This window comes from Dawidia cretensis (genome assembly GCF_018598175.1).
Taxonomy (GTDB): Bacteria; Bacteroidota; Bacteroidia; order Cytophagales; family Cyclobacteriaceae; genus Ohtaekwangia; species Ohtaekwangia cretensis.
Window position 1 is genome coordinate 637502 of sequence record NZ_JAHESE010000001.1, and the last position, 26046, is coordinate 663547.

Here is a 26046-nt window from a genome sequence, read left to right on the forward strand (position 1 = left end):
TCTGGTCACATAATTGCATGCCTTGGCCAAATCGCACGCCATGATCCGCAACTACTTCAAAGTGATCCTCCGCACGATGCTTCGAAACAAAGCATATTCGATCATCAACATCCTGGGTCTTTCTGTCGGTTTGGCGATGTACATCATCATTTCGCAGTATGTACTATACGAAGAAAGCTATGACCGATTTCATACCCATGCGTCGGACATCTACCGCGTAGCCATGCACTTTGCCCGCCCCAACCAGGAGGCCTATACCGACGCAGCCACCTATGTGCCCGCCGGCGCGGCGCTGAAAGCTGACTTTCCGGAAGTACAGGCCTATACCTTTGCCACACCTGAGTACGGCCGCATCGTCTTCCAGGTTGACGATCGCATTTTTGAGGAGGAGAAAGTATACTACGCTGATTCCACCTTCTTCCGCTTCTTCGACTTTCAGGTGTTGGCCGGTGATCCGGCTACAATGCTCGTCGAACCTGCATCGATCGTGCTGTCGCGTCGTGCGGCAGAGAAGTATTTCGGCCCCATGGACGCGTGGAAAGAGAGCCCGTTGAATAAAACCATCCGGGTAAACGGCCAAAGCATCATGCGTGTGACCGGTATCATGGAAAATATACCGGGCAACTCACACTTCAAACCCAACGTGCTGATCTCGTATGCAGAATTTACTGCCGGCAGGGACCTGACCCATAACTGGGGCTGGAATGACTTCTATACGTACATCCGGTTGGCACCAGGCACTGACTATAGAATGCTGCAAGCGAAGCTTGACGACCGTTATGCCGAGAAGTATATGGGCAAAGATTCGCATAAGAGCTTTGTATTACTGCCTTTGGGCGATATTCACCTGCGCTCACACCTGTCGTTTGAATTAGAACCTCGCGGCGATGGGCGCGCGGTGCAGTTCCTGGTCGTAATTTCGATCATGATTCTGGCTATTGCCTGGGTGAACTATATCAACCTGTCGACTGCGCGGGGTGAAAGCCGTGGCAAGGAAGTTGGCGTGCGTAAGGTGAACGGCGCCAGCCGGCGGGAGATCATGGGGCAATTTCTGTTGGAGTCGTTCTGCATGAATCTGATCGGCATTTTGCTAGCCATAATGATTGTGCAGGCGTCGGTGCCGTTGATTGGCGCGATGTTGGAAAAGGATCTGCGCTTTACGATGTTGGGCGATATAGATTTTCTGCGCACATTGCTCACATTGTATGTCGCGGGAAGCCTGGCGGCCGGTCTGTATCCGGCGCTGGCGTTGTCATCGTTTCAGCCGCTACGGGTGCTCAAAGCTTCGTCCGGCAGTGTTGCGCGGGGCAAGTCGTGGTTACGTCAGGCACTGGTGGTGTTTCAGTTCGTGATGTCGGCCGGCCTTATTACCGGTACGATCATCGTCATGAATCAGTTGCAGTTTATGCGCACGGCCGACCTCGGATTTTCGTTCGACAACACATTGGTGATCAACAGTCCCAGTACGATTGAGAACGACTCGGTATTCTTCAGCCGCTATCAGCATTTCAAAGAGCAGGTGCTGAAATACCCGGCGGTAAAGTATGTGACGTTATCTTCTGCATTGCCGGGCAAATCTTACAACGACCTCGATAACATGGCCAATATTCGCCTCTTGGGTCGATCGGATCAATACCTGGGCTTGTTGACCTATCGTGTGGACGAGGACTTCCTGAACGTGTTCGACATGAAGTTATTGACAGGGCGTAAGTTCCCGCCCATCGAGCCGGGCAGAGACAGCCTGGTATACCTCAATGAAAAAGCCGTGGAACTGTTTGGCATTGCTTCGCCAGAAGCGGCCGTGGGTCAGAAGATTGACTTCCAGGGCCGGACCGTAGAAGTATTGGGCGTTGTTCGGAATTACCATCATAAATCATTGCGCAATGGCTTTGAGCCGATGATGCTCCGCAATACACCGGCGTATCCGCTCTATATATCGTTGCGACTGAGTCCGGGTAATACCGCTTCCGTGCAAGATGTTATTGCCCACATACGCCAACAATGGCAGCAGACATACGCTGACAATCCGTTCAATTATTCGTTTCTTGACACGCACGTGGCGGATCAGTATAAAGAGGACCTACGCTTTGGCCGTGTGTTTACTGCGTTTGCATTCTTCTCGATTGCCATCTCTTGTTTAGGCCTGCTGGGCCTGGTGTCGTATACGGTTACGGTGCGCATGAAAGAGGTGGGTGTGCGCAAAGTGTTAGGCGCCACGGCAGCCAGTATTTTTCTGCTCTTCTCGCGCGATTATGTGCGTCTGCTGCTGACGGCCAACGTGGTGGGTATACCGCTGGCGTATTATGTACTAACATTGTGGTTGGAAGATTTTGCCTACCGCGCATCGTTGACGTGGTGGATGTTCCTGATGCCGGTTGTCGTGGTAGCTGTTCTGGCCATTGTCGCCGTAGGTAGTCAAATTCTGAAGGCGGCGCACATGAACCCGGTCAATACCTTGCGGCAGGAATAGGGTGGCATGGTTCTTTAACGAGGAATTTTATCCACCGTTAACAAATGCCAGTCCTATTATGGAAGATCCGTGCGCAGAAGAAACTCCAAAAAGAAAAGAGAAAAAATCCAGTAATATTTTGATGTTTGCTGCCATCGGTGTTTTGGCGATGCTGGTGGGCTGCTACTTTGTATTCCCCGGGTTCCAGGCAGCCATCAATGAGGCTTTTGATGTCATTACAAGCAACGACGAAGAACGCATTAAACCGTGGGTGCAGCAATTTGGATTGTGGGGTCCACTGGTGTTGATCGTGGCGATGATGCTGCAGATGTTTATGTTTGTGGTTCCGAATATCCTGTTGTTTATGATCTCCATTATTTGCTATGGGCCCATATGGGGCGGGTTGATCTCGCTCGCCGGCGTATTTGCTTCATCAACCCTGGGATATTTTATCGGCCGCAAGCTCGGCCCCCGTGCTATCGACCGCTTTGTCTCACAGAAAGCGCAAGACAAGATTTGTATTTTTATCGAGCGCTATGGTGTAAAGGCGATTGCCATTACGCGCTTGTCGTCCTTTTCGAATGATGCGTTGAGTTTTGTTGCCGGCATTCTGGAAATGAGTTATCGAAAATATATACTGGCTACGCTGGGTGGTATTACTCCGCTTATTGTGCTCATAGCAATCTATGGGAACAATGGTAAGATCGAAAAGGCGTTGATTTGGATCGCGGCCATTTCGTTGGTGTTGTTACTGGGGTATATTTACCTTGACCGGCATAAACGACGTGAGGCATATGCCCAGTATGCTAACCGTTAGCAAGTAACATCTATGTTATAACGCCGGGTCTGAACGAAAATATATTACATGCTGACCATTCCAGAATTGACGATGAATGTGTATATTCATTGTACGCTCGACGTTCGAACACCGTGCAGAAGCACGGCACGCTTTTTTATGTATTGTTAGCAAAAAGCACACGATCATGGAAAATCTAAAATTCAACCTCGACAGTGTGGAGGTATCATACGGCGACAACGCCCTGACATCCATTGTGCAGATAGACGAACGTATTTCCGGCATTACTAACTACTTGCGTACGCACAATGAGTTGAACGACTTTGAAAAGACCGAGATCATCGACCGGCTTAACAAGCTGATCGAGCTGAACCATAAGATCCAGGAAGAGCTGGAAGCGCAGGTGCAGAAGATCAACGATATAAAGCCTTTATTGGTGCACGAGCCGATGAACGAACCCTTACGGATAGCTTCCGTTCTCTAAGACTTTTGTATAGTTAAAAAAAAGACCTGAATGTAGAAGGAGCCCACAACCTGCTACAAAACGAACGAGCCCTTCCCGAAAGAGAAGGGCTCTCGTGTTATAATACCCGATCAGGAGGGCACCATTTTTTTAATCTTGTACGTGAAAAACAACTGAAGATCATGAGCCAGGCATTTGTACGCGAGAACGACGACCTGTGGCTACACGATGTGGCCCCCTCTGTAACCGCGCTGGTCGTCTTCCTGACACAGGAAAACGGCGGCATTCGTGTGTATGAAACAAAGACCTTTACCGATCCGTCGGGCAAAGAGGTGCATACCATGAGCAATGGCCTGTCATATGCCAAAGATGACCGCGGGCGTTGGGAAGTGGTCGTGGAAAACCCCACTTCCTAGTGCTTAGTGCATCAGCTTGAATAATCCTGTGTGGATATTATCGTCTGTGTTGACGGGCTTGACCTGAAAGGTCCACCGTCGCATGGACGGATCTGTCGTATTTCGTTGACTGTCAGACAGCGTGCCGGTCACTTCCCACGTATCACCCTTTTCATCGATCAGCATCATTCCCAGAGCCGGCTCCACATGCCTGTCCAGTAGCAACTCGGCCATATCGCCCACCGGCGTATATTCCGTTTCAATGACGTTTACAGTGATCATGGTAAAAAGTGTTGATACTGCGGTAAAATAGTAAAAAATCGCGCCTTTTTGGTATGGAATGGCATGGCAGACTACGCATCCGGCACATGGCGAGCGCCTGCCCGCTAATGCGTATAGTGGTTCAATTTGGCTTCTTCCAGGTCCAACTGCGCCTCCTGTTTCCGCACCACTTCATGATCATATAACTTCTCCCGCCGAATCAACGCAAGTTCCTTCCGTTGCGCCTCAACAAGCTCTTGAAGAATATGTGTATACTCCCGTATCTCCCGCATCTCCGGATCATGATGTGTAAGCGTCTCCAACCGTTGCCGCGTCAGATCCAGGTCACTCTCCAGCTGTTGTTTAATATTTTCAATCAGCTCATTCTCCTCCACTTCCGTGGCGTGTTTTTGATCCAACCAGTGCAGGGAGACTTTCATCAATCGCAAGCGAATGGCAGCCTCCTGTTCTTCTTCCGGCACAATCTCGTCGATCTCTTTGATCTTTAACAAACGCAACACCAGCGGCAGGGTAAGACCCTGGATGACCAGCGTGATCAGAATGACGACGAAGGTGATAAAGAGGATGAGGTTTCGTTGAGGGAAGGCTTCGCCACCTTCCAGCGTTAAGGGAATGGCCAGTGCGGAGGCAAGTGATACGACACCGCGCATACCCGCCCAACCCATGACAAAGACCGTATTAAGACCCGGCGCGGGGTCGCGCTCACGTATACGCTTACTGATCCACCGGGGTATATAAAAGATCGGGTAAACCCAGATGATCCGGAGCACGATTGTGATGACGCTAATGATGACGCCATAGCGGATAGCCTCGGAGACCGAATACCCGCCCATTTCTGCCATAATCACGGGCAGTTGTAGTCCAATCAGAATAAAGACAAAGCCGTTCATCAGGAATACCAGCGTGGCCCACACACTGGTAGACTGCATGCGCGAGCGATAGTTGAGAAAATCGTGTGAACGGAAGGAGAGAAACAATCCGCCGCTGACGACGGCCATGACCCCCGAGAAATGAAATCGTTCTGCACCGATGTACATGATATACGGTGTCATCAATGTGAGCGCGGTGTCTACACTGGCGGTCGTGGGCATGTAGAGGTGAATGAAATACATGATATGGGCAATGGCTATTCCGACGACGACGCCCATGCCGGCTACGATAAAGAAGTCCCCGATAGCATCGTTCAGAATAAAATTCCCCGAGATGATGGCCGCCAGCGCAAACCGGAACACAATGAGCGACGATGCGTCGTTCACCAGGCTTTCACCTTCCAGGATAGTTACGACGCGCCGGGGCACTGGCAGGCCTTTGAGCACGGAGGTAGCGGCGACAGCGTCTGGTGGTGAGATGATGCCGCCAAGCAAGAAGCCGAGCGCCAGGGTAAAACCGGGAATCATCTTGCTGGATACCACGGCGATCACACACGACGTGATGATCACCAAACCGAACGCCAGCTGACTGATAGGCCGCTTCCATTTCCAGAAGTCGTGCCACGAAGTATACCATGCTGCTTCGTACAGCAGCGGTGGCAAAAAGATGAGAAAGATCAGCTCGGGGTTGAGTGTGATGTGGGGTGTGCCGGGGATGAGGCTGATGAGCAATCCACCGATGACTAAAAATATAGGGTAGGAGACCCGTAGCTTCTGGCTTAGCAGGGAAAGAATGGAGACCGCGAACAACAGCGACAGGATCAGCAGCAGGTTATGATGAATCATGAAGGGGCAAATTAAAAAAAGGAAACGGAGGAAGGCAACCCATTCCGGCCAGCGGCCTGGCCGTGGTGACGTCGTACGCGTGCAAATCGACTTGCCAGCACTAAAAAAACGACATCTTCGCCGGGAATTAAAAAAGCATTAAAATTCGCAAGTCCGTAAGTTGTCATTGCAAATGACAAAATAAAACAGTTGTTCGCCAACCTATACAGCAATTCTGCGTATATTAAAGGAATATTGTTTCGCAAATGATGACATCGTTATATGTGAGCCTGAAGAATAGGCCACTGCGTTTTTTTGGCATAACATTCCTTTTATTTTTCATTCTGCATTCATCGATATTCCTTGCACAAAACTCTCTCGATCCGTTTGCAGAGCGGATTGATGATGCTTTGTTGCCGAGTTTTTTAATGACCTTACTGATCATGTCGAGTATCTACTTTAAGTGGGATCCAACAGCCTCACATAAGATGGCTGTTGATTTTCCTATGCGGGAAGGCGAAGAGATTTTGAAGTCGGCGGAGGTGGGGTATATTCTTCATAGCAAACCCGTGCAAGGAAGACTAAAGCTAACAAACCAGCGGTTAATGTTTCGTTACTTGCAGGATGAACCGCCGATAGGTGTTAGACAATTGGAGGCTGATCTGGAAGAAATAAGCGAGGTGAAATTATCGGTCACGCACAGTATATATCGCACCGGGATTACTGTAAAGGTGAAGGACCGCGAACACATCTTTACGGTATCATTGGCTGATCGCTGGGTAGATGACATTCGAAACGTTGTTAGACATGGTCATACTGCAAACTAATCGTCTCACCCTTTCAACACTCTCGATGGAAGACGCTCCATTTATATTGGAGCTGCTCAATACACCCAACTGGTTGCGGTACATCGGCGATCGTGGCATATTTAGCCTCGAGCGCGCCGAAGACTATATTCAGCAAGGCCCGCAAAAGAGCTATGCCCAGTTTGGTTTTGGCTTGTGGCGGGTAGCGCGTACGGAAGATACCTTGCCCCTGGGTGTCTGCGGCCTGTTAAAACGCGACACACTAGACGAGCCGGACATTGGGTTTGCATTTTTGCCGAAGTACGAAGGGCAAGGGCTTGCGTTTGAGTCCTCACATGCCGTATTGAACTATGCTGCGACGACGCTGCAGCTCAAGCGCATCATTGCCATCACGACGGAAGAAAACCAGCGCTCGCTAAACCTATTGAATCGGTTGGGATTGAGTTTTGAAAAAATGATCACACTGCCCGGACAGTTGCAAGAGTTTATTCTGCTAGGCAAAAATCTTTCGGTGGGAGAATAAATGTAAATTCTGGCATCTACTGCCATAAAAGATAAAAGTATTATGCGATATCCTTACGGAAAGTAAAAGCCTCGTGGAGGCTTTTACTTTCGTCCGGTATACCGGAAGTAAATACCTGATAGGGTCGGTTAGGAGCTTGTCAGGTGAAGTGTACCCGGCTACCGGGTACACATGGGTGAGGGGTTAATTTTTTTTTACTTCATTGGCAGGGGGTTCGTCCAACCTTTACATGCTGGAGTATGCATGCCTCAACTTAAAAGCATGAGGTGCTCAAATCTAAGTACTTATTAGAGCCCATCTAATAAAGTCAGCGGTAAACAAAGGTTCCGGACTACCATAACTTTCGCAAAATTTGCGGACATCGACCGGAACAGAGGCACATAGCCAGGAGAGGCAGGATCTTGTTAGAACACAATCAACCCGTAAAGCACAAATCGATTAAAGACTTACCAACTCAGACTACGTAAAAATAGACAAAGCCCATCTATCCGGTCACATTTTTAGCGGTATGACGGGATCGATGGGCTCTTGGGACCGAATGTAGAGAGCCCCCAACGATTTTGCAAACTTTACCTATATTAATTTTTTCATATCTATAGTAAGTATATATATGATTTGTTACTGTGTATTTAACAGTTTTGAGGCCGGATTACAACATTTTGGCGAGCGCTAATCCCTCTTCCCACGGGCCAAACCCTGCGGCAACGTTGATGTGGCCTGCTTCGCCGATGTTGATCAGAGTACTTCCCCAATTCTTTGCAAACAAGTTGGCACGTTCCAGCGTCACCCACGGGTCGTTTGTGCTGGTGACCACAATGGTTTTGAAATCGATGTGCTTCGTCGGCATTTTGTTGAATCCTTTTATCGGAAAAGTATACAAGGGTGATTCCATGTCACTCGGTGCTACCAGCAATGCACCGCGCACACGTTTGCCATATTGTTGGGCCCAATGCGCAATGGCGGAGCAGCCCAGGCTATGCCCGATCAGCACGACGTTGGAAAGATCACAACCTTGCAGGGCCGTGTCGATCGTGGCAATCCAATCGGCACAAACCGGTGCTTCCCATTCCTGTTGGTCGATGCGCCGGGCATTGGGAAGTGTTTTTTCAAAATGGGTTTGCCAATGTTCGGGACCGGAGTTGCCCAGGCCGGGAATGATGAAATAGTGTATCATACTCAATTTCCAAAAAGATCTTGTAATCCCTTTCGCAAGGTCTGCATGACGGCGGCATGCGTTTGTAATCCGCCGTGCTCGTCGATATGCATGACGTCAATCTGCCGGGTCGCAAGTGTCTCACCGATGAGTCGCGCGCGGTGGCAATCCTGCGGTTTACTTTCTGCGCACAGGATAGCCAGTGCAATGTCTCTGTCGTACGCTGTTTGCAAGCGGGCGATGCCTTGCTGATAAAACTCTTTCTCTGCGACGAGCGCGTAGTTTATTTTCTGATCGATATAACAGGAGGGGTCTTCCGGGCGGCCACCGAGCGTATCCCCGAGATAGACATAGGTAATGCCACGGGCCTCCAACGATGCCGCGAGCGCCTCGCGATTAAACTGCGGATGGTAGCGGGAGTACGGGCGTGAGCGGACGTCCGCGAGATACCGGATGGAATATCCTTCCAGTAGATCCAGCAACAGCGTAATGGGCCGGTTGCCATGACCGATGGTATAAAGGGGTTTCTTTGGCGCTGTCATACAACAAGAGGCACGAAGATAAATTAAATTCCAGGAACGACTTGCATCTGCCTGCGCGGTTCTATTCATTTAAGGATCATTTTGCAGCAATGGATTTTTCGGAGGAACAAGTTCTCGCGATGGCCCCGGACGACTCGTCCAAAAAGTCGGGAAAGGAACTGGCAAACGCATCGAAGTGGGGTAAACGCGCTTGTAGTGAGCGGGCGTTGTGGGGCGAATGCCAGGGCAGCGGCAAGCTGCCGTATCAGGCCCAGGTTGACCTGGTGGCGGTAGCGTTTAAATGCACATGCCCCAGCCGCAAGTTTCCGTGCAAGCACGGACTGGGCCTCATGTTGCTCTATGCACGCGATAAAAAGCTTTTCACGGAATCGCCCGAGCCGGACTGGGTAACCGACTGGCTAGACAAACGCTCCGCACGCGAAGAAAGAAAGATTGAGAAGAAAGAAAAGGGAGGGAAGACCGATCCGGAGACCCAGGCGAAGCGACAGGCCACACGGCTTAAGCGCGTGGAGGAAGGCATGGCCGATGTGAAGCTTTGGATAAAAGATATTATTCGTAATGGCCTCCATGCCTTGTCGGACCGCGACGTGAATTACTTTGAGGCAATGGGACGGCGAATGGTCGACGCGCAGGCTCCAGGCCTGGCGGCCATGGTGCGACAGCTCGGTGAGATCAACCGGTTTCAAGACGGTTGGCGAGATGTGTTCCTGGAGCAAGTGATTCGTATATACCTCGTAATAGAAGGATTTAGCCGTCTTGACCACCTGCCGGGAAACCTGCAGGCAGAGCTTCGTACGTGGGTGGGCTTTGCCCAGAGCCAGGAAGAGGTGAAAGCCGGTGCCGGCATACGTGATACCTGGATGGTGTTGTCGCGCCGCTCCGAACAGGAAGACAACCTCACGGTGGAGCGCACATGGCTGTTTGGCACCACGACACAACAATATGCATTGATCTTACAGTTCTCCGTCCGCAACGCGGTGCCTGAGCTCACACTCATACCCGGCACGTGCATCGATGCGGAGCTATGTTATTTTTCTGGCGCCACGCCGCGGCGGGCGTTGGTGCGTCAGCAGTTTGGTATGGTTGAGCCAGGTGTGGTGAACGGATTAAAGAATTGGCACGAGGTAGCCGATATGCTGGCGACAGCGCAAATGATCAACCCCCTGGTGGCTGCGAGTCCGGTAATCATCGACGGCGTCATGCCGGTGCGCGACAGCAACAACCGCTGGTTATTAAAAGATGGCGAAGGCTACGGCGTGGTGCTGCAAGGCAATGACGACCGTGCCTGGAAGTTAATGGCCGTCAGCGGCGGCATGCCGCTGCGGCTTTTTGTTTTGGGTAGTGCGCAGGCATTCGAGCCCCTGGGTGTATGGATCGACGAACATTACGTAGCATGGGCATGAAGCCTTGGGAAACGATACAACAACATGCAATGCTGGGCACGGCACGTGCACCCCTTACGATCGCTGATCTGCCGGCAGCCATTGCCGGCGAGCTGTCGTGGATACCGATTGATGCCGAGGAAGATTTTCTGCGGCTGGCCAGCGTGGCTTGGCAATATGGTCAGACGGGCGGGTTGCCACCGGCGGTATCGACGGTAACGTCAGTGGCCGCGCCCGAAGAAAAACCGTATTGCTCGTCGCAGGCGGCGAGTGAGCTGCAGTCGCTGATAGAGGATGAGTTATATACGTTAGTGCGGCTATGGCTTGAATATTGTCAGGCCGCCGGCCAGTTGGCGCGACCCGAGATCTTGCCTGCATTACTCGATCTGGCGATACGTCGTCCAGAGTTTCGTACGATGATTACCGCGGTGGCAGGCAATCGTGGCCAGTGGCTGATGCGCCTCAATCCTGCCTGGCGTATCGATACGCCGGCAGAAGACGATACCGCCGTGTGGCAGACCGGTAAACCGGAAGCTCGCCGCACCTTGCTGGCCCGGACCCGTCAAACGGATGCGTCCGGCGCGCTTGCGCTGCTGCAAAGTACCTGGGCAACCGAGAGTGCGGCCGATAAGGTGGCGTTCCTGAACATTCTGCAGGCGCAGACTTCGGATGCCGATTTGCCCTGGCTGGAAAGTTTACAAGAAAAGGGACAGAAGGTAACGACTGCAATCACCCGTGTTTTAAAACATATACCCCGATCAAAAATTGTTACAGCGTATCAGGATGTGCTTCGCCAGGCCTTTGTCTTGCGTACGGGCAAAGCGCTGTTGGGCATGTTGAACAAAACATCGGTAGAGATACGGGAAGCGGTGGCTATACCGCCTGAGATCTTTACTACCGGTGTTGAAAAACTGAGCAGTGACAAACGCATTACCGACCAGCAATATGTCCTGATCCAACTGGCCATGGCGGTGCCGCCGGTATTCTGGCAGACGCAGCTGCAACAAGCAGACGCCCGTGCGGTCATCTCTTTACTGCAAAAGGAGCAACGCACCGCCCTCTACCTGCCGGCATTGGCCGATGCCGCCGTCACCTTCCGCGATCTTACCTGGGTACGGGCATTGCTCGATCATGGCGACGAGGCACTCATCGACTCCGCCATCGTGCTATTGCTGAAAGCACTGCCGGTAGCAGAACGTATGACCTATGCTGCCCGCTTCCTGTCACGCCAGCCGCACGCGATCATCGAACTGTTGCTGGAGCAAGACGAGCCGTGGGATATAGCGCTGGCGAAGGCGATTATAGCGTATACCGCTTCGGAAGTGTATGTATATAACCGTGCATTTTACCGGCAGGCTGTGTACAATATACCGGCAGCGTTGCTATCGTATATCGATACGTTTGCACCGGCGGAGGAAGCCAAAAAACCATATTGGCGCACACAAGCCGACGAGCTATACCGGCTTGTATCCTGGAAACAACAATTGCAAAAATCATTCTCGCAGACACACTAATCACGACCGATACCATGAGCACCATCCTTCGTCAACATGCCGAGCAGCTGTTTGCCGCCGAACTGGAAGAACTGAAAAAGAACGATACCGACAAGCGTCCCCCGAACTGGCTGATGTCACCGCAGGCGGTGGTTACCTACCTGCTGGGCGGCAAGCTCAAGAATGGCTTTGAAGTATCGCCGAAGTATATCGGCAATCGCCGGTTGATCGAAATAGCCGTCGCTACGCTGACAACCGACCGCGCCTTGTTGTTATACGGCTTGCCGGGTACTGCGAAGTCATGGGTGTCGGAGCACCTGGCCGCGGCGATCTCGGGCGACTCGACCATGATCATACAGGGTACGGCCGGGACGAGCGAAGAATCTGTGCGGTATGGATGGAACTATGCCCGCCTGTTAGCGGAGGGCCCGTCGGAGAAGGCGCTGGTCGAGACGCCGGTGATGAAGGGTATGAAGGCCGGTAAGATCGTGCGGCTGGAGGAGCTGACGCGCATTGGCTCCGACGTGCAGGATACACTCATTACCATTCTGTCGGAGAAGACGCTGCCGGTGCCCGAACTAAGTACAGAGGTCCAGGCCGTGAAGGGCTTCAACCTGATCGCGACGGCGAACAACCGCGACAAAGGTGTAAACGAATTGTCGGGTGCATTGAAGCGTCGGTTTAATACCGTCATCCTGCCATTGCCGGACAGTATGGAAGAAGAGATCGACATTGTGCGCCGTCGCGTGCAGAGCTTTGAAAAGATTATGGAGCTACCCGCCGAGCCACCGGCAATAGCGGAGATCAAACGCATTGTGACCATCTTCCGCGAATTGCGCGCCGGTGTCACACTGGATGGAAAGACCAAACTGAAAGTGCCCTCCGGTACACTTAGCACGGCCGAAGCTATATCAGTAGTCAACAGTGGCATGGCGATGGCGGCGTACTTTGGCGATGGTTCGTTGAAAGCGCCCGACCTGGCGGCAGGCATAGTAGGGGCCGTTGTTAAAGATCCTGTACAAGATAAGATCGTATGGCAGGAATACCTTGAGACCGTGGTTAAGCCACGGGATGAGTGGAAAGATATTTACCGGGCTTGCCGCGACCTGGGTATATGAGTATACACATCCTGGGTATACGGCACCATGGGCCCGGCTCGGCGCGGAATGTAAAAACATTCCTGGAACAGTTGCAGCCGGACATAGTCCTGGTAGAAGGTCCGCAGGAAGGCGACGACCTGCTGCGGTGGTCGCAACACAGCGAGCTCAAGCCGCCGGTGGCGATCCTGGCATTCAGACCCGACAAGCCGGCACACGCGGTATTTTATCCGTTTGCCGAATTCTCGCCGGAGTGGCAGGCCATTCAACATGGCGCGACGCATAGCATCCCCGTACGGTTTATGGACTTGCCATTGGTATACCGATTTGCGTTCGAATCGGAACAAGCGCCACCGGCCGAAGGACTGGAATCAACCGGTACTGCGCCCGTGGAAGAAGAAAACGTCGAAGCACTTCAGGATCATCGCGATCCGCTGCGCCACCTGGCAGAGGCTGCCGGGTTTAATGATGGCGAACGCTGGTGGGACCAGATGTTCGAACAACGTGTAAACAATGACGATATATTTGAAGCCGTTGGCGAAGCGATGCGCTCGCTGCGGCAGGCGCTGCCCGAACGCGCGGACCCTATGGAGAAACTGCGCGAAGCCTATATGCGCAAAATGATCCGGCAAGCGGAGAAAGATGGCCATCAAAAGATTGCCGTGGTCTGTGGTGCCTGGCACGCGCCGGCATTGGAGACGATGCCCAAACAAAAGGACGATGAAGCCTTGTTGAAGGGCCTGACGAAAGTAAAGGTCGAAACAACCTGGATACCCTGGACGTACGACCGCCTGTCGTTTGCCAGTGGTTATGGCGCAGGCATTCTGTCGCCGGGATGGTATCATCATGTATGGAATTTCCCGAATGATGACGGCACGCAATGGATGACTAACGTCGCCCGTCTGTTCCGAAGCCGCGACATCGATACCTCGGTGGCACACATCATCGAAGCCGTGCGCCTGGCAGAATCGTTGGCGTCGTTGCGTGGCAAGAGCAAAGCCGGACTGGACGAGCTCAACGAAGCCGCGCTGGCGGTGTTGTGTGGTGGCGAGCCGATCTTACTCGAGCTTATCCGCGATGCGCTGATCGTAAGCGATACGATCGGCACAGTGCCGTCGGCGATTCCCAAACCGCCGCTCCTGCAGGATGTTGAGAAAACGCAGAAGCGGCTGCGCATGCCGGCCGAGGCGGGTATAAAAGAGTTGCTGCTCGACTTGCGCGAATCGCTGCACCTGGAGCGAAGTATATTTCTGCACCGGCTGTTGCTGTTGGAGATTACCTGGGGACACCTGCAACAGGTGCGCGGCAAAGGCACCTTTAAAGAGCAGTGGCAACTGCGGTGGGAACCGGAATACTCCATTCGCATTATTGAAAAAGGAAACTGGGGCAATACGCTTGAAGAAGCTGTTACGCAATATGTAGCAAACGAGGCAGGTGAGGCGGCCACACTCGGTGTGGTCAGCGGCCTGTTGGAAAAAGTAATACCCGCGGAGCTCCCCCGCGCCACGCAGGCGCTGATTGCGCGGATCGACGGTCTCGCGGCGGCGACGGGGGACGTGCTACAGCTATTGGAAGTGCTGCCTTCTCTGGCTACCGCATCGCGCTACGGTAACGTACGCCAGACGGACCAGGAGATGCTACTCGGAATTCTCCAGTCCATGATCGCCCGCGTATACGTAAGCTTACCGCCGGCGTGCGTGTCGATCGACGAAGACGCTGCGACCGTCATCACGGTACACCTGCACCAGTTAAGTGATACGATCGCCCTGCTGGATATACCCGAGCAGCGACAAGCCTGGTACGAGACATTGCAACAGATTGCTGACCACAGCCAGGCCGCACCGCTGGTGTCGGGTTATAGCACGCGACTGCTGGCGGATGCAAAGGTGATTGACGATGAGGAATTAGAGACACGCTTTTCGCGTACACTCTCCCGGGCGGAGAACCCGGCGGCAGCGGCTTCGTGGATTGAAGGATTTCTCAAAGGCAGCGGCTCGCTACTGATACTCGATCAACGTCTGTGGAGTCTGGTCAATCACTGGGTGCGCGACCTGCAGGAGCCGGACTTTGTGGCGTTGCTGCCGCTCATGCGGCGGACGTTCTCGCAGTTCTCGCATGCGGAGCGGCGCAAGATCGGTGAGAAGGCACGACAGCAAGACGCGGGCACGGCACCCGCCGCGGCGTTTGATACTACCGCGCTCGATCCCACGCGTGCTCGGCAAGGACTGCCGGTCGTACTCCAATTGTTGGGCCTGCAGCGCAGCGGTATAGCAACAGATGAACCAGCTTTATTACCCTGATGGAAGAGAACGAAAAAACGACGACACACCTGGAGCGGTGGCGCATGGTGCTCGGTGGAAATGACAACGATGGCACAGGCGTAACATTGACAGGTATAAACCTGCAGATCGACCAAACCCTGGAAGCACTATATGATGCTGAAAGACAGGGCGGCCTCGGGCCATCGTCGCCGAACATCAGCCGCTGGCTGGGCGATATCCGCACCTATTTTCCCAACACGGTGGTGCGCGTGATGCAGCAAGACGCCTTCAAGCGGCTTAACCTCACGTCGATGCTGTTGGAGAAAGAAATGTTGCAAAATGTCGAGCCCGATGTACACCTGGTGGCGACGCTGATGACGCTGAGCCACGTCATACCGGCAAAGACCAAAGACACCGCCCGCCAGGTTGTACGCCAGGTGGTGGAGGTGCTGATGAAAAAACTACAGCAGCCAACGCAGCAAGCCATTACCGGCAGCCTGCATCGCGCGGCACGTAACCGGCGGCCGCGACATAACGAGATTAACTGGCATAGCACCATACTCAAAAACCTGAAACACTATCAGCCCAGGTATAAAACCATCATACCCGAAGAACGCATTGGGTATGGCAAGCGGCGGCGTTCGTTGAAGGATGTTGTATTATGTCTCGACCAAAGTGGCTCCATGGGCACCTCGGTAATCTACTCCGGTATATTCGGTGCCGTAATGGCATCTATACCGGCCATTCAGACGCGCATGGTCGTGTTTGATACCAACGTAGTAGACCTGACGGATGAGCTGCAAGACCCGGTAGAGCTGTTATTTGGTGTACAGCTGGGTGGCGGTACCGACATCAACCGTGCCCTGACCTACTGCCAGCAGATCATTCAACGGCCTGCCGATACGGTACTGGTGCTGATCACGGATTTGTACGAAGGCGGTGACGCCGCGGAAATGCGCAAACGTGCCCGCACGTTGGTGGAGGCCGGTGTACAGGTAGTAGTGCTGCTGGCGCTGAATGACGAAGGTGCACCGTCGTATGATCATGGTAATGCAGCCTATATGGCGACGCTGGGCATACCGGTGTTTGCGTGTACACCCGACAAATTTCCGGACCTGATGGCGGCGGCGCTGAGCAAACAGGACATTGGTATGTGGGCCGCGAAGGAAGAGCTGGTAACAAAACACTAAGCGATTGGATATTATGCCCCCAGGCCGGATATTTGCGCCGGAATGATGAGCATGGAGGCAAAGGATAAGAATCGGGTTTTTCTAAGCGTTTTCTTTTTTCTATCGGGCATTTGTTTTTCGACATGGGCGTCGCGCATTCCGACGATCAAGACGACCTTTCAATACAACGAAGCCGAGCTGGGCACCATTCTGATCTTTATGCCGATCAGCTCCCTCATCGGCCTGCCGATCTCTGGCTGGCTTGTGTCGCGTTACGACAGCCGCATTCCTTTGGTCGCAGGATTCATCATGCTATCGGTTGCGCTCGCCTGCATCGGTTGGGCTTCCACCAGCGTGGCCCTGGTCGCATCGATCTGCCTCTTTGCCTTTAGCCTGCGTATGCTCAACATCTCGGCCAACACCCAGGCGCTCGCCCTGCAGCAACTTTTTCAACGCAAGATCAACGGCTCGTTCCACGGCTTGTGGAGCACGGGCGGTATCGTAGGTGTTGGCATTACGACTGCGCTCGTGGCGTGGGATGTGCCGATGAACATTCACCTGTCGTGTGTGGCCGTGGTCGCACTGCTGGTGACGGCGTATGCTTATCGCTTCCTGATCCGGAATGACCGCGCTACGTCAGGCAACCGCATTGTGTTGAGCAAGCCCGATCCCTATATTATGTACCTGGGCCTGATGGTCTTCTTCGCTTCTGTGTGCGAAGGCGGCATGTTCGATTGGAGCGGTATATATTTCAAAGAAGTTGTGCACGAAAAGATTTTCACCCTGGGCTATCTAAGCTTTATGATTTGCATGGCGCTATCGCGGTTTGCATCTGACCGCATCGTGGAGGCGATTGGCATGACCCGCACCTATATCATGAGTGCTTCACTTGTCGTGATGGGCATCGCGCTGGCGGTGTTGTTCCCTATGTTCTGGCCTTCGCTAATCGGATTCTGTTTTGTAGGCCTGGGCACGGCGGCGGTTATTCCCCTGACCTATACCCTGGCCTCGGGCTCACGCAAATATTCCCCGGGCATGGCAATTTCCATCATCACCACCTATGGCATCGCCGGTGTATTTATTGGCCCGCCACTTATTGGGTATATCGCCCACGCATTTGGTCTTCGTGTATCGTTTGTAGCCTTCGGCCTTTCCGGCTTGATGCTGATACCGATCTCGCAACGGTTTTTCCGCCATCAGCGCTCACTCGACACATAATCTACTACCCCCGGCATTCTTTTTTACGCTACACAATTTCGCAATAATGAGTTCTATCATCATGCTGGATTTCACCGCACAGTTTTCTCACTTTAAACACGACGTCTACAATGTGCTCATCCTACTGGGCACTGTAGTCGGCGTCTTTCTCGCAAGCTATCTGCTATTTAAGCTGGTGTCGGTGGTAGTAAAACGCATATCGGGATCGTCGTACGCACTCATCCATAAACGCCTCAGCGTTCCGTTTCGATTGTTGATCGCCGTCATCGGCCTGATCGTGGCACAGCGGTTCATGTATTTTCACAACATCAGCAATTATTACGTGAATAAGATCACGTATCTGTTACTGATCGCTGCGTTAGCCGGATTGCTAATCAAGATCACGGAATTTGTGCGTGATACGTTATACGAGCGTTTCGATATACAGATGGCCAACAACCTCAATGAACGCAAGATTCGCACGCAAATTGATTTTATTCAAAAGATAGGCACGTTGTTTATCGGGCTTATCGCCCTGGCGGTCATGCTCATGAGCTTTACGCGTGTGCGCGAGTTGGGCACGAGCCTGATCGCCTCGGCGGGCATCGCCAGTGTAATCATCGGTTTCGCTGCGCAGAAGTCCATTGCCAACTTATTGGCAGGTTTACAAATAGCGTTTACACAACCGATCCGGTTGGACGATGTGGTAATTGTCGAGGGAGAGTGGGGGCGCGTAGAGGAGATCACGCTCACGTACGTAGTGTTACGCATTTGGGATTCGCGCCGCCTGATTGTACCGATATCATATTTCCTGGAAAAACCCTTCCAGAACTGGACACGTACATCATCCGATCTGCTGGGCACCGTGTTTCTGTCGGTAGATTACACGCTGCCCGTAGACGCCGTGCGCCTGGAACTGGTAAAGATCCTGGCACAGGAAGACGCAAAAACACTATGGGACGGCCGCACCGCTGTGGTACAAGTAACAGACACGACAGAAACAACCATGCAGCTACGTATTTTGATTAGCGCGGCTACCTCGGGCAATGCCTTCGATCTGCGCTGTATTGTGCGCGAGCGCATCATTGCCTTCATTACCCAGCACTACCCTGATGCATTGCCGAAGCGACGTGTGGATGAAAGCAGCGTGAATCAAGCAGATCTGAAGAGCTCATACAATAGACCTTAGCGCACCTTGGCCATCGCCCGTACAGGGAAAGTCCCCACACCTTTAAACTTGGGTGGCACCGCGCTAAAGGTAAAGCCTTCGTGCGCCAGCAGGTGCAGATTGCAAAGGTGCTCGACAATGAGGATGTCGGCTTCCAGCAACGTCGTGTGTACGGGTCGATCGTTGCCAGTAGTATCGTCGATGTTGTGCGAATCAATACCCACCAGCGCTACGTGGCAGTCACGCAGGTACGCAGCGGCCTCCGCCGTTACGTAGGGATGGTGCTCGTAGTACATGGAGGTATTCCAATGTTCAGCCCAGCCGGTATGGATTAACACGGCCCTGCCACGGATCTCGTGGTTGCGTACGTGGTCGAGTGTGACGGCGAGTGTTTCGGTGTAGGGCACGGAAATGACAATACCTTCCAGGTCGGTAAAGCTCTCCAGGGTAATCTCCGATAGATCTTTGCCATGCTCAAAACGGTGAAAGGGGCAATCCAGGTATGTACCGGTGTTTGTAACCATCTCAATCTTCCCGATTTGAAATTCTGTGCCCGGCGCGTAGCGCGTCCGCGATTCTGCGCGGCTGAGATAGTCGCAGATGATCGGGGCGGGAAGCCCTTTGTATGTTACCAGGCCGTGCTCGATGGTATGGCTCAGGTCGATGAGTAACGGCCCGCGCGTAGCGTCCACGGCTTTGCGTTTGTGTGGCTCGGTCACGATCTGCTTGTTGAGAATCTTCGTCTCGCCGACCATAAGCAGCCGCATATCCGCTACAATGTAGTCGGCCAGGGCCTGATCGCTGATGTCGTCGCCGGCAATGTCCAGACGGAATCCTTCTCCTTTTATACCGCCGCCATTGGTAAAGAAAATCTCAAAGTCGAATGCTACGCGTTTTTCCATAAGTCATATTTTTCCGCCCATGTTAAACCGTTGGGCAATGTCGTACTGTTAAATTCGAGGTGTATCACTCGCCGGTGTTTGCCTTGTGTGGCTTTTGACGACGCGTGCAGCAGCAACGGCCGCATGACGTGCACACCACCCGCCGGTACATCACAGCATTGGGGCACAGTGTTTTGCGTCAGGAATTTGATCTCATCATCCGACAGCTTCTTATGATGGGAGCCGGGCAATATTTGTAGCGCGCCGTTTGTCTCGTCGGTGTCGTCGAGGTGAATGCGCAGCGTGACGGTATCTTTTAAGATCTCTTCCGGTGGGGTAACGCCGTGTACATCGTTCTTGCGGGTCCAGCCGGTGAAGCCTTCTGTCGTGATCTTTTCGGCAACGTTAATGGTAATGTCCTGGTGCCAGGTTACATACCAGTTTGCGTCGGGCGACTTGTCAAAGAATATAGCTTTGGTTAGGAACAAGTTCGGATTTATCTTCTTTAATACCTCCAACAGGTTCGGTGTAAAGAGCATTTGTTTGAGCGCAGGAATCTCCTTCAACACATGCCGGATGGCGTATGTGTCAGTGCCCTCGCCGGCGGCCTTCAGATACAGGTAAAGGGTATTCCGGATCTTGTCGACTTCTTTCCGGCGGTATATATGATGGAGCGTGCTTGAGCCGCGGTGGATAAACCGTTGCAGGTTGTTCTGCAGCGACTTGGTGTTAAATTCATAGATATAGGAATCCAGCGCGTTGGTCAGGATTTCGCGGATGCGTCGCTTTAAACGTGCCGGTTCTAATACTTGCACGCGGTCGCCATACCCCAACAGCTCGCGCTCCAATTCAAAATTGAGTTGAACTTGCAGTGACACGAGCGGCTCGCCGGTAGAGGACTCGACAATCTCTTGCGAGTGGTGCAGCGGTTTGGTTTGCACATAGGGCAGTGTTTGCCGGTCGAACTTGAGCAGGACACGTTCCGTCGGCAGACCCGGACTTACGCTCACCCCGATTACATGCTGGAAGTGGTCGTGCAGGTTGAAGTTAGCGGGTGTGACGTAGTTTACTTTGCAATCCTGAATGGCAATGATCCGGTCCAACGCCAGGTTCAGTAACGGCTCACCTCGCTTCCGCACACCGAGTACAAACCAACGGTTGCGATACTCCTTGAGGTAATACGCATGAAAGTGAAAGACCGACGCCTCCCGGGCTTTAAAAGACTGATACGTCAGGTCAACAGCGCATTTGTTAAGGATGGCCCTGTAGAGCGTGTCGATGTGTTCCAGCCCTTTCAGGTTATCATTCTTTTCAAAGTCAATGACCGGTGCCTGGTTCGTTTTGGCGGAACGGATCTTGTTTTCCAGTCGCTGTACCATGCCGCCCAGGTCTTGAGAGTGACTGAAGCCTTTAAATTGACGCAGAATTTCCACCGCTTCGGTAAGCCGGCCCAGGTCATCGTCGGTCAGCGGACTGTTGGTGATGGAATATTCGGGATCTTCGTAGGTATAGAATTTTTTTTCCAGTACGACAATGGGAGCATTGTAGCCCAGCTTGTCGCTGCGCATCAGTTGGATGTCCATTTGTACGGTGCGGCGGCTTACGCCCTTGTCGATTCCTTCGTATTCATACAGCGCCTCGGAGCAAGCGTCGACCAGGTCTTCCAGCGTCCAGCGACGGTACCGGTTGCGCAGGCAAGTGTCGATCGTGCGAAAACGAATCAGGGCATTGCGATTGACAGGCATAGTGACCTCGGATTTTTTAATTAAAGAACGGCAAATTTTTCACTACGCAAAAAGGCTGCGCAGAGGTCCTTCAGCTTTGCATCATCAAACGGGTTTTCAGGTAGAAGGTTTACAACAACACCTTTGCCGGGAGATCGCGATATTTGTCGTACGTAAAACAAGCACAATTATGAGCTTAACAGGCAACGATCTGAAAGGTATAGGATTCCAGGAAGGAAAAGCATTGGGCCTTGCCCTGCAGGTAATGGAAAAGGATTTCAGTACCCTGCCGGTAGCCGATCAGCTTTCACTTTTGAAAAAGGTAATAACCGACCCCGAAGCCTATCAACACGACGTAAATTTTGGAGTAGTGGCCAGCCAGCTGTTGCAACCGGTAGATCCTATCATTGCACTCGAGCCGCAAAAGGCGTATACGGTCTACGGTGCAGAAGGTATTGAACAAGGGGCCATTGGCCAGATGCAAACCGCGATGCGACTGCCGGTAACAGTAGGTGGGGCGTTGATGCCCGACGCACACCAGGGTTACGGTTTGCCCATCGGCGGCGTGCTGGCGACACACAACGCTGTCATTCCGTATGGCGTAGGTGTTGATATTGGGTGCCGTATGTGCATGACGCTGTATGCGATGCCGGCCGCCATGCTACAGCAAAAGACCGATTCCTTTAAAAAGATGCTGGTGGATAATACACGGTTCGGTATAGCGACCTTTAAAAAGCCACAAGAGGACGCCATTTTTGACCGACAAGAGTTTCAAGACCTGAATATTCTGCGCGGATTGAAAGATCGTGCGTGGCAGCAGATCGGTTCTTCAGGTGGGGGTAACCACTTCGTGGAGTTTGGTGTGGTAGAGATCACGAACGCTATAAATGAGCTGAACGTGCCGGTAGGGCAATACCTGGCGGTGCTGTCGCACTCGGGTTCGCGGGGTCTGGGGGCTAACATCGCGCGATACTATACCGATGTGGCAATGAATCTATGCAAGCTCCCGGCCGAAGCGAAACACTTAGCCTGGCTTGACCTCGATACCGAGGCCGGACAGGAATACTGGTTGGCCATGAACCTGGCGGGTGACTATGCCTCGGCGTGCCATCACCAGATACACAACCGTCTGGCGGTGGCGTTGGGTGAGACGCCGCTCGCGATGATTGAGAACCACCATAACTTTGCGTGGAAAGAAAAAGACGCGCAGGGCCGTGAGATCATTGTGCACCGTAAAGGGGCGACGCCGGCCGGCAAAGGTGTACTCGGAATTATACCGGGCTCCATGGCGTCCCCGGGCTTTATCGTCCGCGGTAAAGGTCTCGCGGCATCCATCAGCTCGGCATCGCACGGTGCAGGCCGTTTAATGTCGCGAACGAAGGCCAAGGCAAGCATTTCACCGGCAGCGGTAAAGGCAATGTTGCAGCACGAAGGCGTGGAGTTGATCGGAGCAGGCCTGGACGAAGCGCCGATGGCGTATAAAGATATACACCAGGTAATGGAGTACCAGAAAGACCTGGTGGATACACTGGGAACGTTTATGCCGCGTATCGTACGGATGTGCGGCGACGAGCGCTTCCAGGAAGTAGATTAAGAAAAGGAGCAATGAAAAGGCAGGTGTATCGCCTGCCTTTTTCATTACATTACTTGTTTTCGCGAATCAATTTCATACCCTTCGTCCACCGGGTCAACTCTTTCAGGAGTACCTCGGCTGACTGGGTGGTAGATTCTGTCGGTACAAACCTTTCGTCTTCAGAAATATATTGGTTGAAGAACGGAATGCTGACCATCTCCATCAGCGGCACCATGCGGAGCGTCGACAGGTCTGCCTTCAGGCCGTTGATCGCACGCGTACCGCCCGACAGACCACCATAACTCACCATGCCAGCGGGCTTATAGGCCCATTCATGTGACAGGTACTCCAACGCATTGCGCAGCGCTGCGGGATAATTATAATTATACTCCGCCGTCACGAAGATAAAGGCGTCCGCGGGATCGATCAGGGCGCTCCACTGTTTGGTATGGTCGTGTTGATATTGACGGAAATATGGATGGGCCGGTTCGTTCATCAAAGGTAAATTGATGTCGGCGAGGTCCAGCACCTCCACGTTAAACGAACCGTGCGCACGCGCCAGGTCAGCGATCCACGAAGTTATAATTGGTCCCTTACGGCCGGGACGTACCGTCGAATTAATAATCTTTAAAGTATACATTTAGCAGGAGCGTGGGTAAGATATTAAGCCGGTTTAGCGACTTGAATGTTCGCGACGAATTTAATGTCTTCGCCCAGTGCGAGGCCGCCGGTTTCTGTCAGGGCGCTATAGGTCAATCCGAATTCCTTGCGGTTTACAACACCCTTCACTTCAAAGCCGTGGCGAATGTTGCCCCAGGGATCTTTCGCGGTGCCACCGTATTCAGCATCCAGTGTGATGGGTTTGGTAATGCCTTTCATTGTCAGGTCGCCGGTGAGCGCATATTGGTCGTCGCTTACTTTTTTGAAGCCTGTCGAGCGGAAGCTGATCGTGGGATAGGTAGCGGTATCGAAAAATTCCGGTGAGCGCAGGTGCTCATCGCGTTGTGCCTGGTGGGTTGAGATGCTGTCCGTATCCAGTGAGAATTCAATGGCGGCGTTTTCAAAATCATCACCCTGCGTGGTGGCGGAGCCTTGGAATTTGGTAAACGATCCGCTTACAGTTGAGATGACAAGGTGTTTTACCTTGAATTGCACTTCAGAGTGCAGGGGGTCAATAGACCAGGTAGTTGCTGACATGTTAGAAAATGTTTAATGTTTTGATTATCTGACGCTTAATGCTTTTTGACCTTTCTGATCAGCGGCTTTCCAGCGTTTTATAACATTAAAACAAAATATAACAGTGTTAGTTCATGTTATGCCTGGAATATTTACAGAGATTTGATAAAACCAGCGACAGCATCTTTTAGGATAAGCTGACCTAGTGGATCAGCATCACGCTTAATCATCTGAATGGACACTAAACCGTGTAAAATGGACCAATAGGTGTGGAATTTCAAGAAAGCATCGGCATTGGGGTAAGGGCCGCTGGCCACGGCCTTGCCAATACTGTCAATCATAATAGCCGATAATTGTTGCAATTCCGGCGAATTTCGAACGGTTTCGCATGCTGGGATGCCCAAACCAAACATAAGCTGGTAGTATTCCTTCTGCTCAAATGCGAAGTCCCAGTACGTCTGGGACATAGCTTCCAGCTGCTGACGTGGCTCGGGTTGGGTTGTCTTGGTTTCATTCAGACGGTCCGCCAACATCGTAAAGCCCTGACGGGTGAATTCCGATAAAATGGCCTCCTTATTGGCAAAATGCGCATAAATAACGGGTATGCTATATTCAATGGCATCGGCAATTCTCCGGATGGACAGTGCCTGCCACCCCTCTTCCCGCGCGATTTTCCAGGCGGCTTCCAGAATCAAGGCGCGCACTTCCTCTTTTTGTCGTTGACGGCGCTCGATAATGCCCATAGTGGTGTTTATTAATGCTAACGGTGTTAGCGGCGGGAATGTTCGTTTCAGATTATTTATTGTTCCGGAGGCTGCCGGGCGTTACGCCATACTTCTTTTTAAACGATCGCGTAAAATGTTGGGCGTGCTCGTAGCCGCAGTAGCTGGCAATTTCGTGAATGGGTTTTCCGGCGCTATCCAGCAGTAGCAGGCGGGCTTCTTCCATACGCAAGTCGTGCAGGTAGCCGAACACAGTATTGCCAAATGTTTCTTTGAAGCCCTTTTTTAGTTTGAAATCATTCAGTCCCACCTCCCGGGCCAACGCCTGTAAAGAGTACGGCGTGTCACGGTGTTGCTCGAGCAGGTATTTGGCGTGGTGCAGCTTGTCGAGGTCGCACGGCTTAAGGCAGGGCGTGTCGCGCACGGTATCCCCTTGCGTAAATTGTTCGATCTGCAACAATAGCAGCTCCAGCACTTTCGCTTCCAGGGAAAGACGCTTAAAGACACCGGTGCGTTCGCACGTCATGATCTCGTGAATCAGGCGTGTCATGGCGGGTGTGATCAGGTGGTTCTGGCGACTCATCATTACGATGTGCCCGCGGTCCATCTGCTCCATAAATTTCTCCAGCACGGCAAACGGCGCATGGGCCAGGCGTTTGAAGTACGCTTCGGTAAAATGCACTTCGAATACCTCATGGAGGACTTCTTCTCTACCCGTTTTGAGGTAGCCTTCAAACCCCGGCATGTAAAAGAGGTTATGCTGCTGCGGCTGAAAAACGAAATCGTGGATGTTGTTGACCTTTGCCGAATGCGCTGTCCCGCCCAGGCCAAAGTGCATTTCGATCACAGGTGTATCGCTTTCAAAGTGTAGGGACGTGTTGCCGTTCACGCGCGACTTTCCGAAGTTGAGATGTACACCCTCAAACCAGATTTCACGTATGGACGCGCTTCCCAGTCCGACATGATCGAAATCGAGGGAATGGTCTTCAATGCCGTCGGCGGTGTGAAAGTTGTCGGCAAAGATCCGCTCAAACACGGGCTCCCAATTACTGGTATCGGTCAATCGCATTCGCATAAATAATCCCTTTAAGGTCAGTTAA

The 26046-nt window shown here is 52.5% G+C and carries 24 protein-coding genes; 14 read left to right on the top strand and 10 right to left on the bottom strand.

Features of this window, described 5'->3' with window-relative positions:
• Positions 1 to 22 precede the first annotated feature (22 nt).
• From KK062_RS02770 to KK062_RS02785, 4 genes are all read left to right on the top strand, one after another.
• Positions 23 to 2470 (top strand): ABC transporter permease, encoded by a 2448-nt coding sequence (locus KK062_RS02770; RefSeq protein ID WP_254082701.1) that lies wholly within the window; start codon positions 23 to 25, stop codon positions 2468 to 2470.
• A 58-nt stretch (positions 2471 to 2528) separates the two neighbouring features.
• A complete protein-coding gene (locus KK062_RS02775; RefSeq protein ID WP_254082702.1) occupies positions 2529 to 3266 on the top strand; it encodes a TVP38/TMEM64 family protein in 738 nt (245 codons plus the stop codon).
• A 166-nt stretch (positions 3267 to 3432) separates the two neighbouring features.
• The gene (locus tag KK062_RS02780; RefSeq protein WP_254082703.1) at positions 3433 to 3729 is read left to right on the top strand and encodes a hypothetical protein; all 297 of its coding nucleotides are present in this window, start codon (positions 3433 to 3435) and stop codon (positions 3727 to 3729) included.
• A 161-nt stretch (positions 3730 to 3890) separates the two neighbouring features.
• Positions 3891 to 4124, top strand: coding sequence for a hypothetical protein (locus KK062_RS02785; protein ID WP_254082704.1), 234 nt, complete (start codon positions 3891 to 3893; stop codon positions 4122 to 4124).
• A gap of 3 nt (positions 4125 to 4127) precedes the next feature.
• Here KK062_RS02785 and KK062_RS02790 read toward each other — a convergent pair whose 3' ends face one another.
• Positions 4128 to 4385, bottom strand: coding sequence for a hypothetical protein (locus KK062_RS02790; protein WP_254082705.1), 258 nt, complete (start codon positions 4383 to 4385; stop codon positions 4128 to 4130).
• 104 nt (positions 4386 to 4489) lie between these two features.
• A complete protein-coding gene (locus tag KK062_RS02795) occupies positions 4490 to 6100 on the bottom strand; it encodes a Na+/H+ antiporter (RefSeq protein ID WP_254082706.1) in 1611 nt (536 codons plus the stop codon).
• Between the two features lie 263 nt (positions 6101 to 6363).
• On the opposite strand from KK062_RS02795, the gene KK062_RS02800 reads away from it, so the two are divergent.
• Positions 6364 to 6906: a PH domain-containing protein gene (locus tag KK062_RS02800; protein ID WP_254082707.1), complete on the top strand. Its 543-nt coding sequence runs from the start codon at positions 6364 to 6366 to the stop codon at positions 6904 to 6906.
• On the top strand, positions 6887 to 7408 hold the full coding sequence (locus KK062_RS02805; RefSeq protein ID WP_254082708.1) for a GNAT family N-acetyltransferase: 522 nt from the start codon (positions 6887 to 6889) through the stop codon (positions 7406 to 7408). Before KK062_RS02800 ends, KK062_RS02805 begins: the two co-directional genes overlap by 20 nt.
• A gap of 649 nt (positions 7409 to 8057) precedes the next feature.
• On the opposite strand, the gene KK062_RS02810 is transcribed toward KK062_RS02805, so the two are convergent.
• On the bottom strand, positions 8058 to 8582 hold the full coding sequence (locus KK062_RS02810) for an RBBP9/YdeN family alpha/beta hydrolase (RefSeq protein ID WP_254082709.1): 525 nt from the start codon (positions 8580 to 8582) through the stop codon (positions 8058 to 8060).
• 2 nt (positions 8583 to 8584) lie between these two features.
• Entirely contained in the window at positions 8585 to 9103 is a 519-nt protein-coding gene (locus tag KK062_RS02815; RefSeq protein ID WP_254082710.1) for a DUF488 domain-containing protein, read from the bottom strand.
• A gap of 89 nt (positions 9104 to 9192) precedes the next feature.
• On the opposite strand from KK062_RS02815, the gene KK062_RS02820 reads away from it, so the two are divergent.
• Genes KK062_RS02820 through KK062_RS02850 form a run of 7 tightly spaced genes read left to right on the top strand, consistent with a single transcriptional unit; the run spans position 9193 to position 18891 of the window.
• Positions 9193 to 10506, top strand: a complete 1314-nt coding sequence (locus KK062_RS02820) for an SWIM zinc finger family protein (RefSeq protein ID WP_254082711.1) — start codon at positions 9193 to 9195, stop codon at positions 10504 to 10506.
• Positions 10503 to 11999 (top strand): DUF5691 domain-containing protein, encoded by a 1497-nt coding sequence (locus KK062_RS02825; protein WP_254082712.1) that lies wholly within the window; start codon positions 10503 to 10505, stop codon positions 11997 to 11999. Before KK062_RS02820 ends, KK062_RS02825 begins: the two co-directional genes overlap by 4 nt.
• 14 nt (positions 12000 to 12013) lie before the next feature.
• Positions 12014 to 13096, top strand: coding sequence for an ATP-binding protein (locus KK062_RS02830; protein ID WP_254082713.1), 1083 nt, complete (start codon positions 12014 to 12016; stop codon positions 13094 to 13096).
• Positions 13093 to 15375: a DUF5682 family protein gene (locus KK062_RS02835; protein ID WP_254082714.1), complete on the top strand. Its 2283-nt coding sequence runs from the start codon at positions 13093 to 13095 to the stop codon at positions 15373 to 15375. Before KK062_RS02830 ends, KK062_RS02835 begins: the two co-directional genes overlap by 4 nt.
• Positions 15375 to 16526 carry a VWA domain-containing protein gene (locus tag KK062_RS02840; RefSeq protein ID WP_254082715.1) on the top strand — a complete coding sequence of 384 codons (1152 nt, stop codon included), beginning with the start codon at positions 15375 to 15377 and terminating at the stop codon, positions 16524 to 16526. The genes KK062_RS02835 and KK062_RS02840 overlap by 1 nt, the downstream gene beginning before the upstream one ends.
• A gap of 51 nt (positions 16527 to 16577) precedes the next feature.
• Positions 16578 to 17723 (top strand): MFS transporter, encoded by a 1146-nt coding sequence (locus KK062_RS02845; RefSeq protein WP_254082716.1) that lies wholly within the window; start codon positions 16578 to 16580, stop codon positions 17721 to 17723.
• A gap of 46 nt (positions 17724 to 17769) precedes the next feature.
• A complete protein-coding gene (locus tag KK062_RS02850; protein WP_254082717.1) occupies positions 17770 to 18891 on the top strand; it encodes a mechanosensitive ion channel family protein in 1122 nt (373 codons plus the stop codon).
• Here KK062_RS02850 and KK062_RS02855 read toward each other — a convergent pair.
• Complete coding sequence (locus KK062_RS02855) at positions 18888 to 19772, bottom strand: cyclase family protein (protein WP_254082718.1); 885 nt, start codon at positions 19770 to 19772, stop codon at positions 18888 to 18890. The genes KK062_RS02850 and KK062_RS02855 overlap by 4 nt on opposite strands.
• Positions 19757 to 21496: a WCX domain-containing protein gene (locus KK062_RS02860; protein WP_254082719.1), complete on the bottom strand. Its 1740-nt coding sequence runs from the start codon at positions 21494 to 21496 to the stop codon at positions 19757 to 19759. The genes KK062_RS02855 and KK062_RS02860 overlap by 16 nt, the downstream gene beginning before the upstream one ends.
• 169 nt (positions 21497 to 21665) lie before the next feature.
• Here KK062_RS02860 and KK062_RS02865 point away from each other — a divergent pair, with 169 nt between their 5' ends.
• Positions 21666 to 23069 carry an RtcB family protein gene (locus tag KK062_RS02865; protein WP_254082720.1) on the top strand — a complete coding sequence of 468 codons (1404 nt, stop codon included), beginning with the start codon at positions 21666 to 21668 and terminating at the stop codon, positions 23067 to 23069.
• A 49-nt stretch (positions 23070 to 23118) separates the two neighbouring features.
• Here the strand turns inward: KK062_RS02865 and KK062_RS02870 are convergent, their stop codons facing one another.
• The 4 genes from KK062_RS02870 to KK062_RS02885 all read right to left on the bottom strand — a co-directional run bounded on the left by KK062_RS02870 (position 23119) and on the right by KK062_RS02885 (position 26021).
• The gene (locus tag KK062_RS02870; protein WP_254082721.1) at positions 23119 to 23688 is read right to left on the bottom strand and encodes an NADPH-dependent FMN reductase; all 570 of its coding nucleotides are present in this window, start codon (positions 23686 to 23688) and stop codon (positions 23119 to 23121) included.
• A 23-nt stretch (positions 23689 to 23711) separates the two neighbouring features.
• A complete protein-coding gene (locus tag KK062_RS02875; protein WP_254082722.1) occupies positions 23712 to 24245 on the bottom strand; it encodes a YceI family protein in 534 nt (177 codons plus the stop codon).
• Positions 24246 to 24376: 131 nt separating this feature from the next.
• Entirely contained in the window at positions 24377 to 24967 is a 591-nt protein-coding gene (locus tag KK062_RS02880) for a TetR/AcrR family transcriptional regulator (RefSeq protein WP_254082723.1), read from the bottom strand.
• 52 nt (positions 24968 to 25019) lie between these two features.
• Entirely contained in the window at positions 25020 to 26021 is a 1002-nt protein-coding gene (locus tag KK062_RS02885) for a helix-turn-helix transcriptional regulator (protein ID WP_254082724.1), read from the bottom strand.
• Between the last annotated feature and the right edge of the window lie 25 nt (positions 26022 to 26046).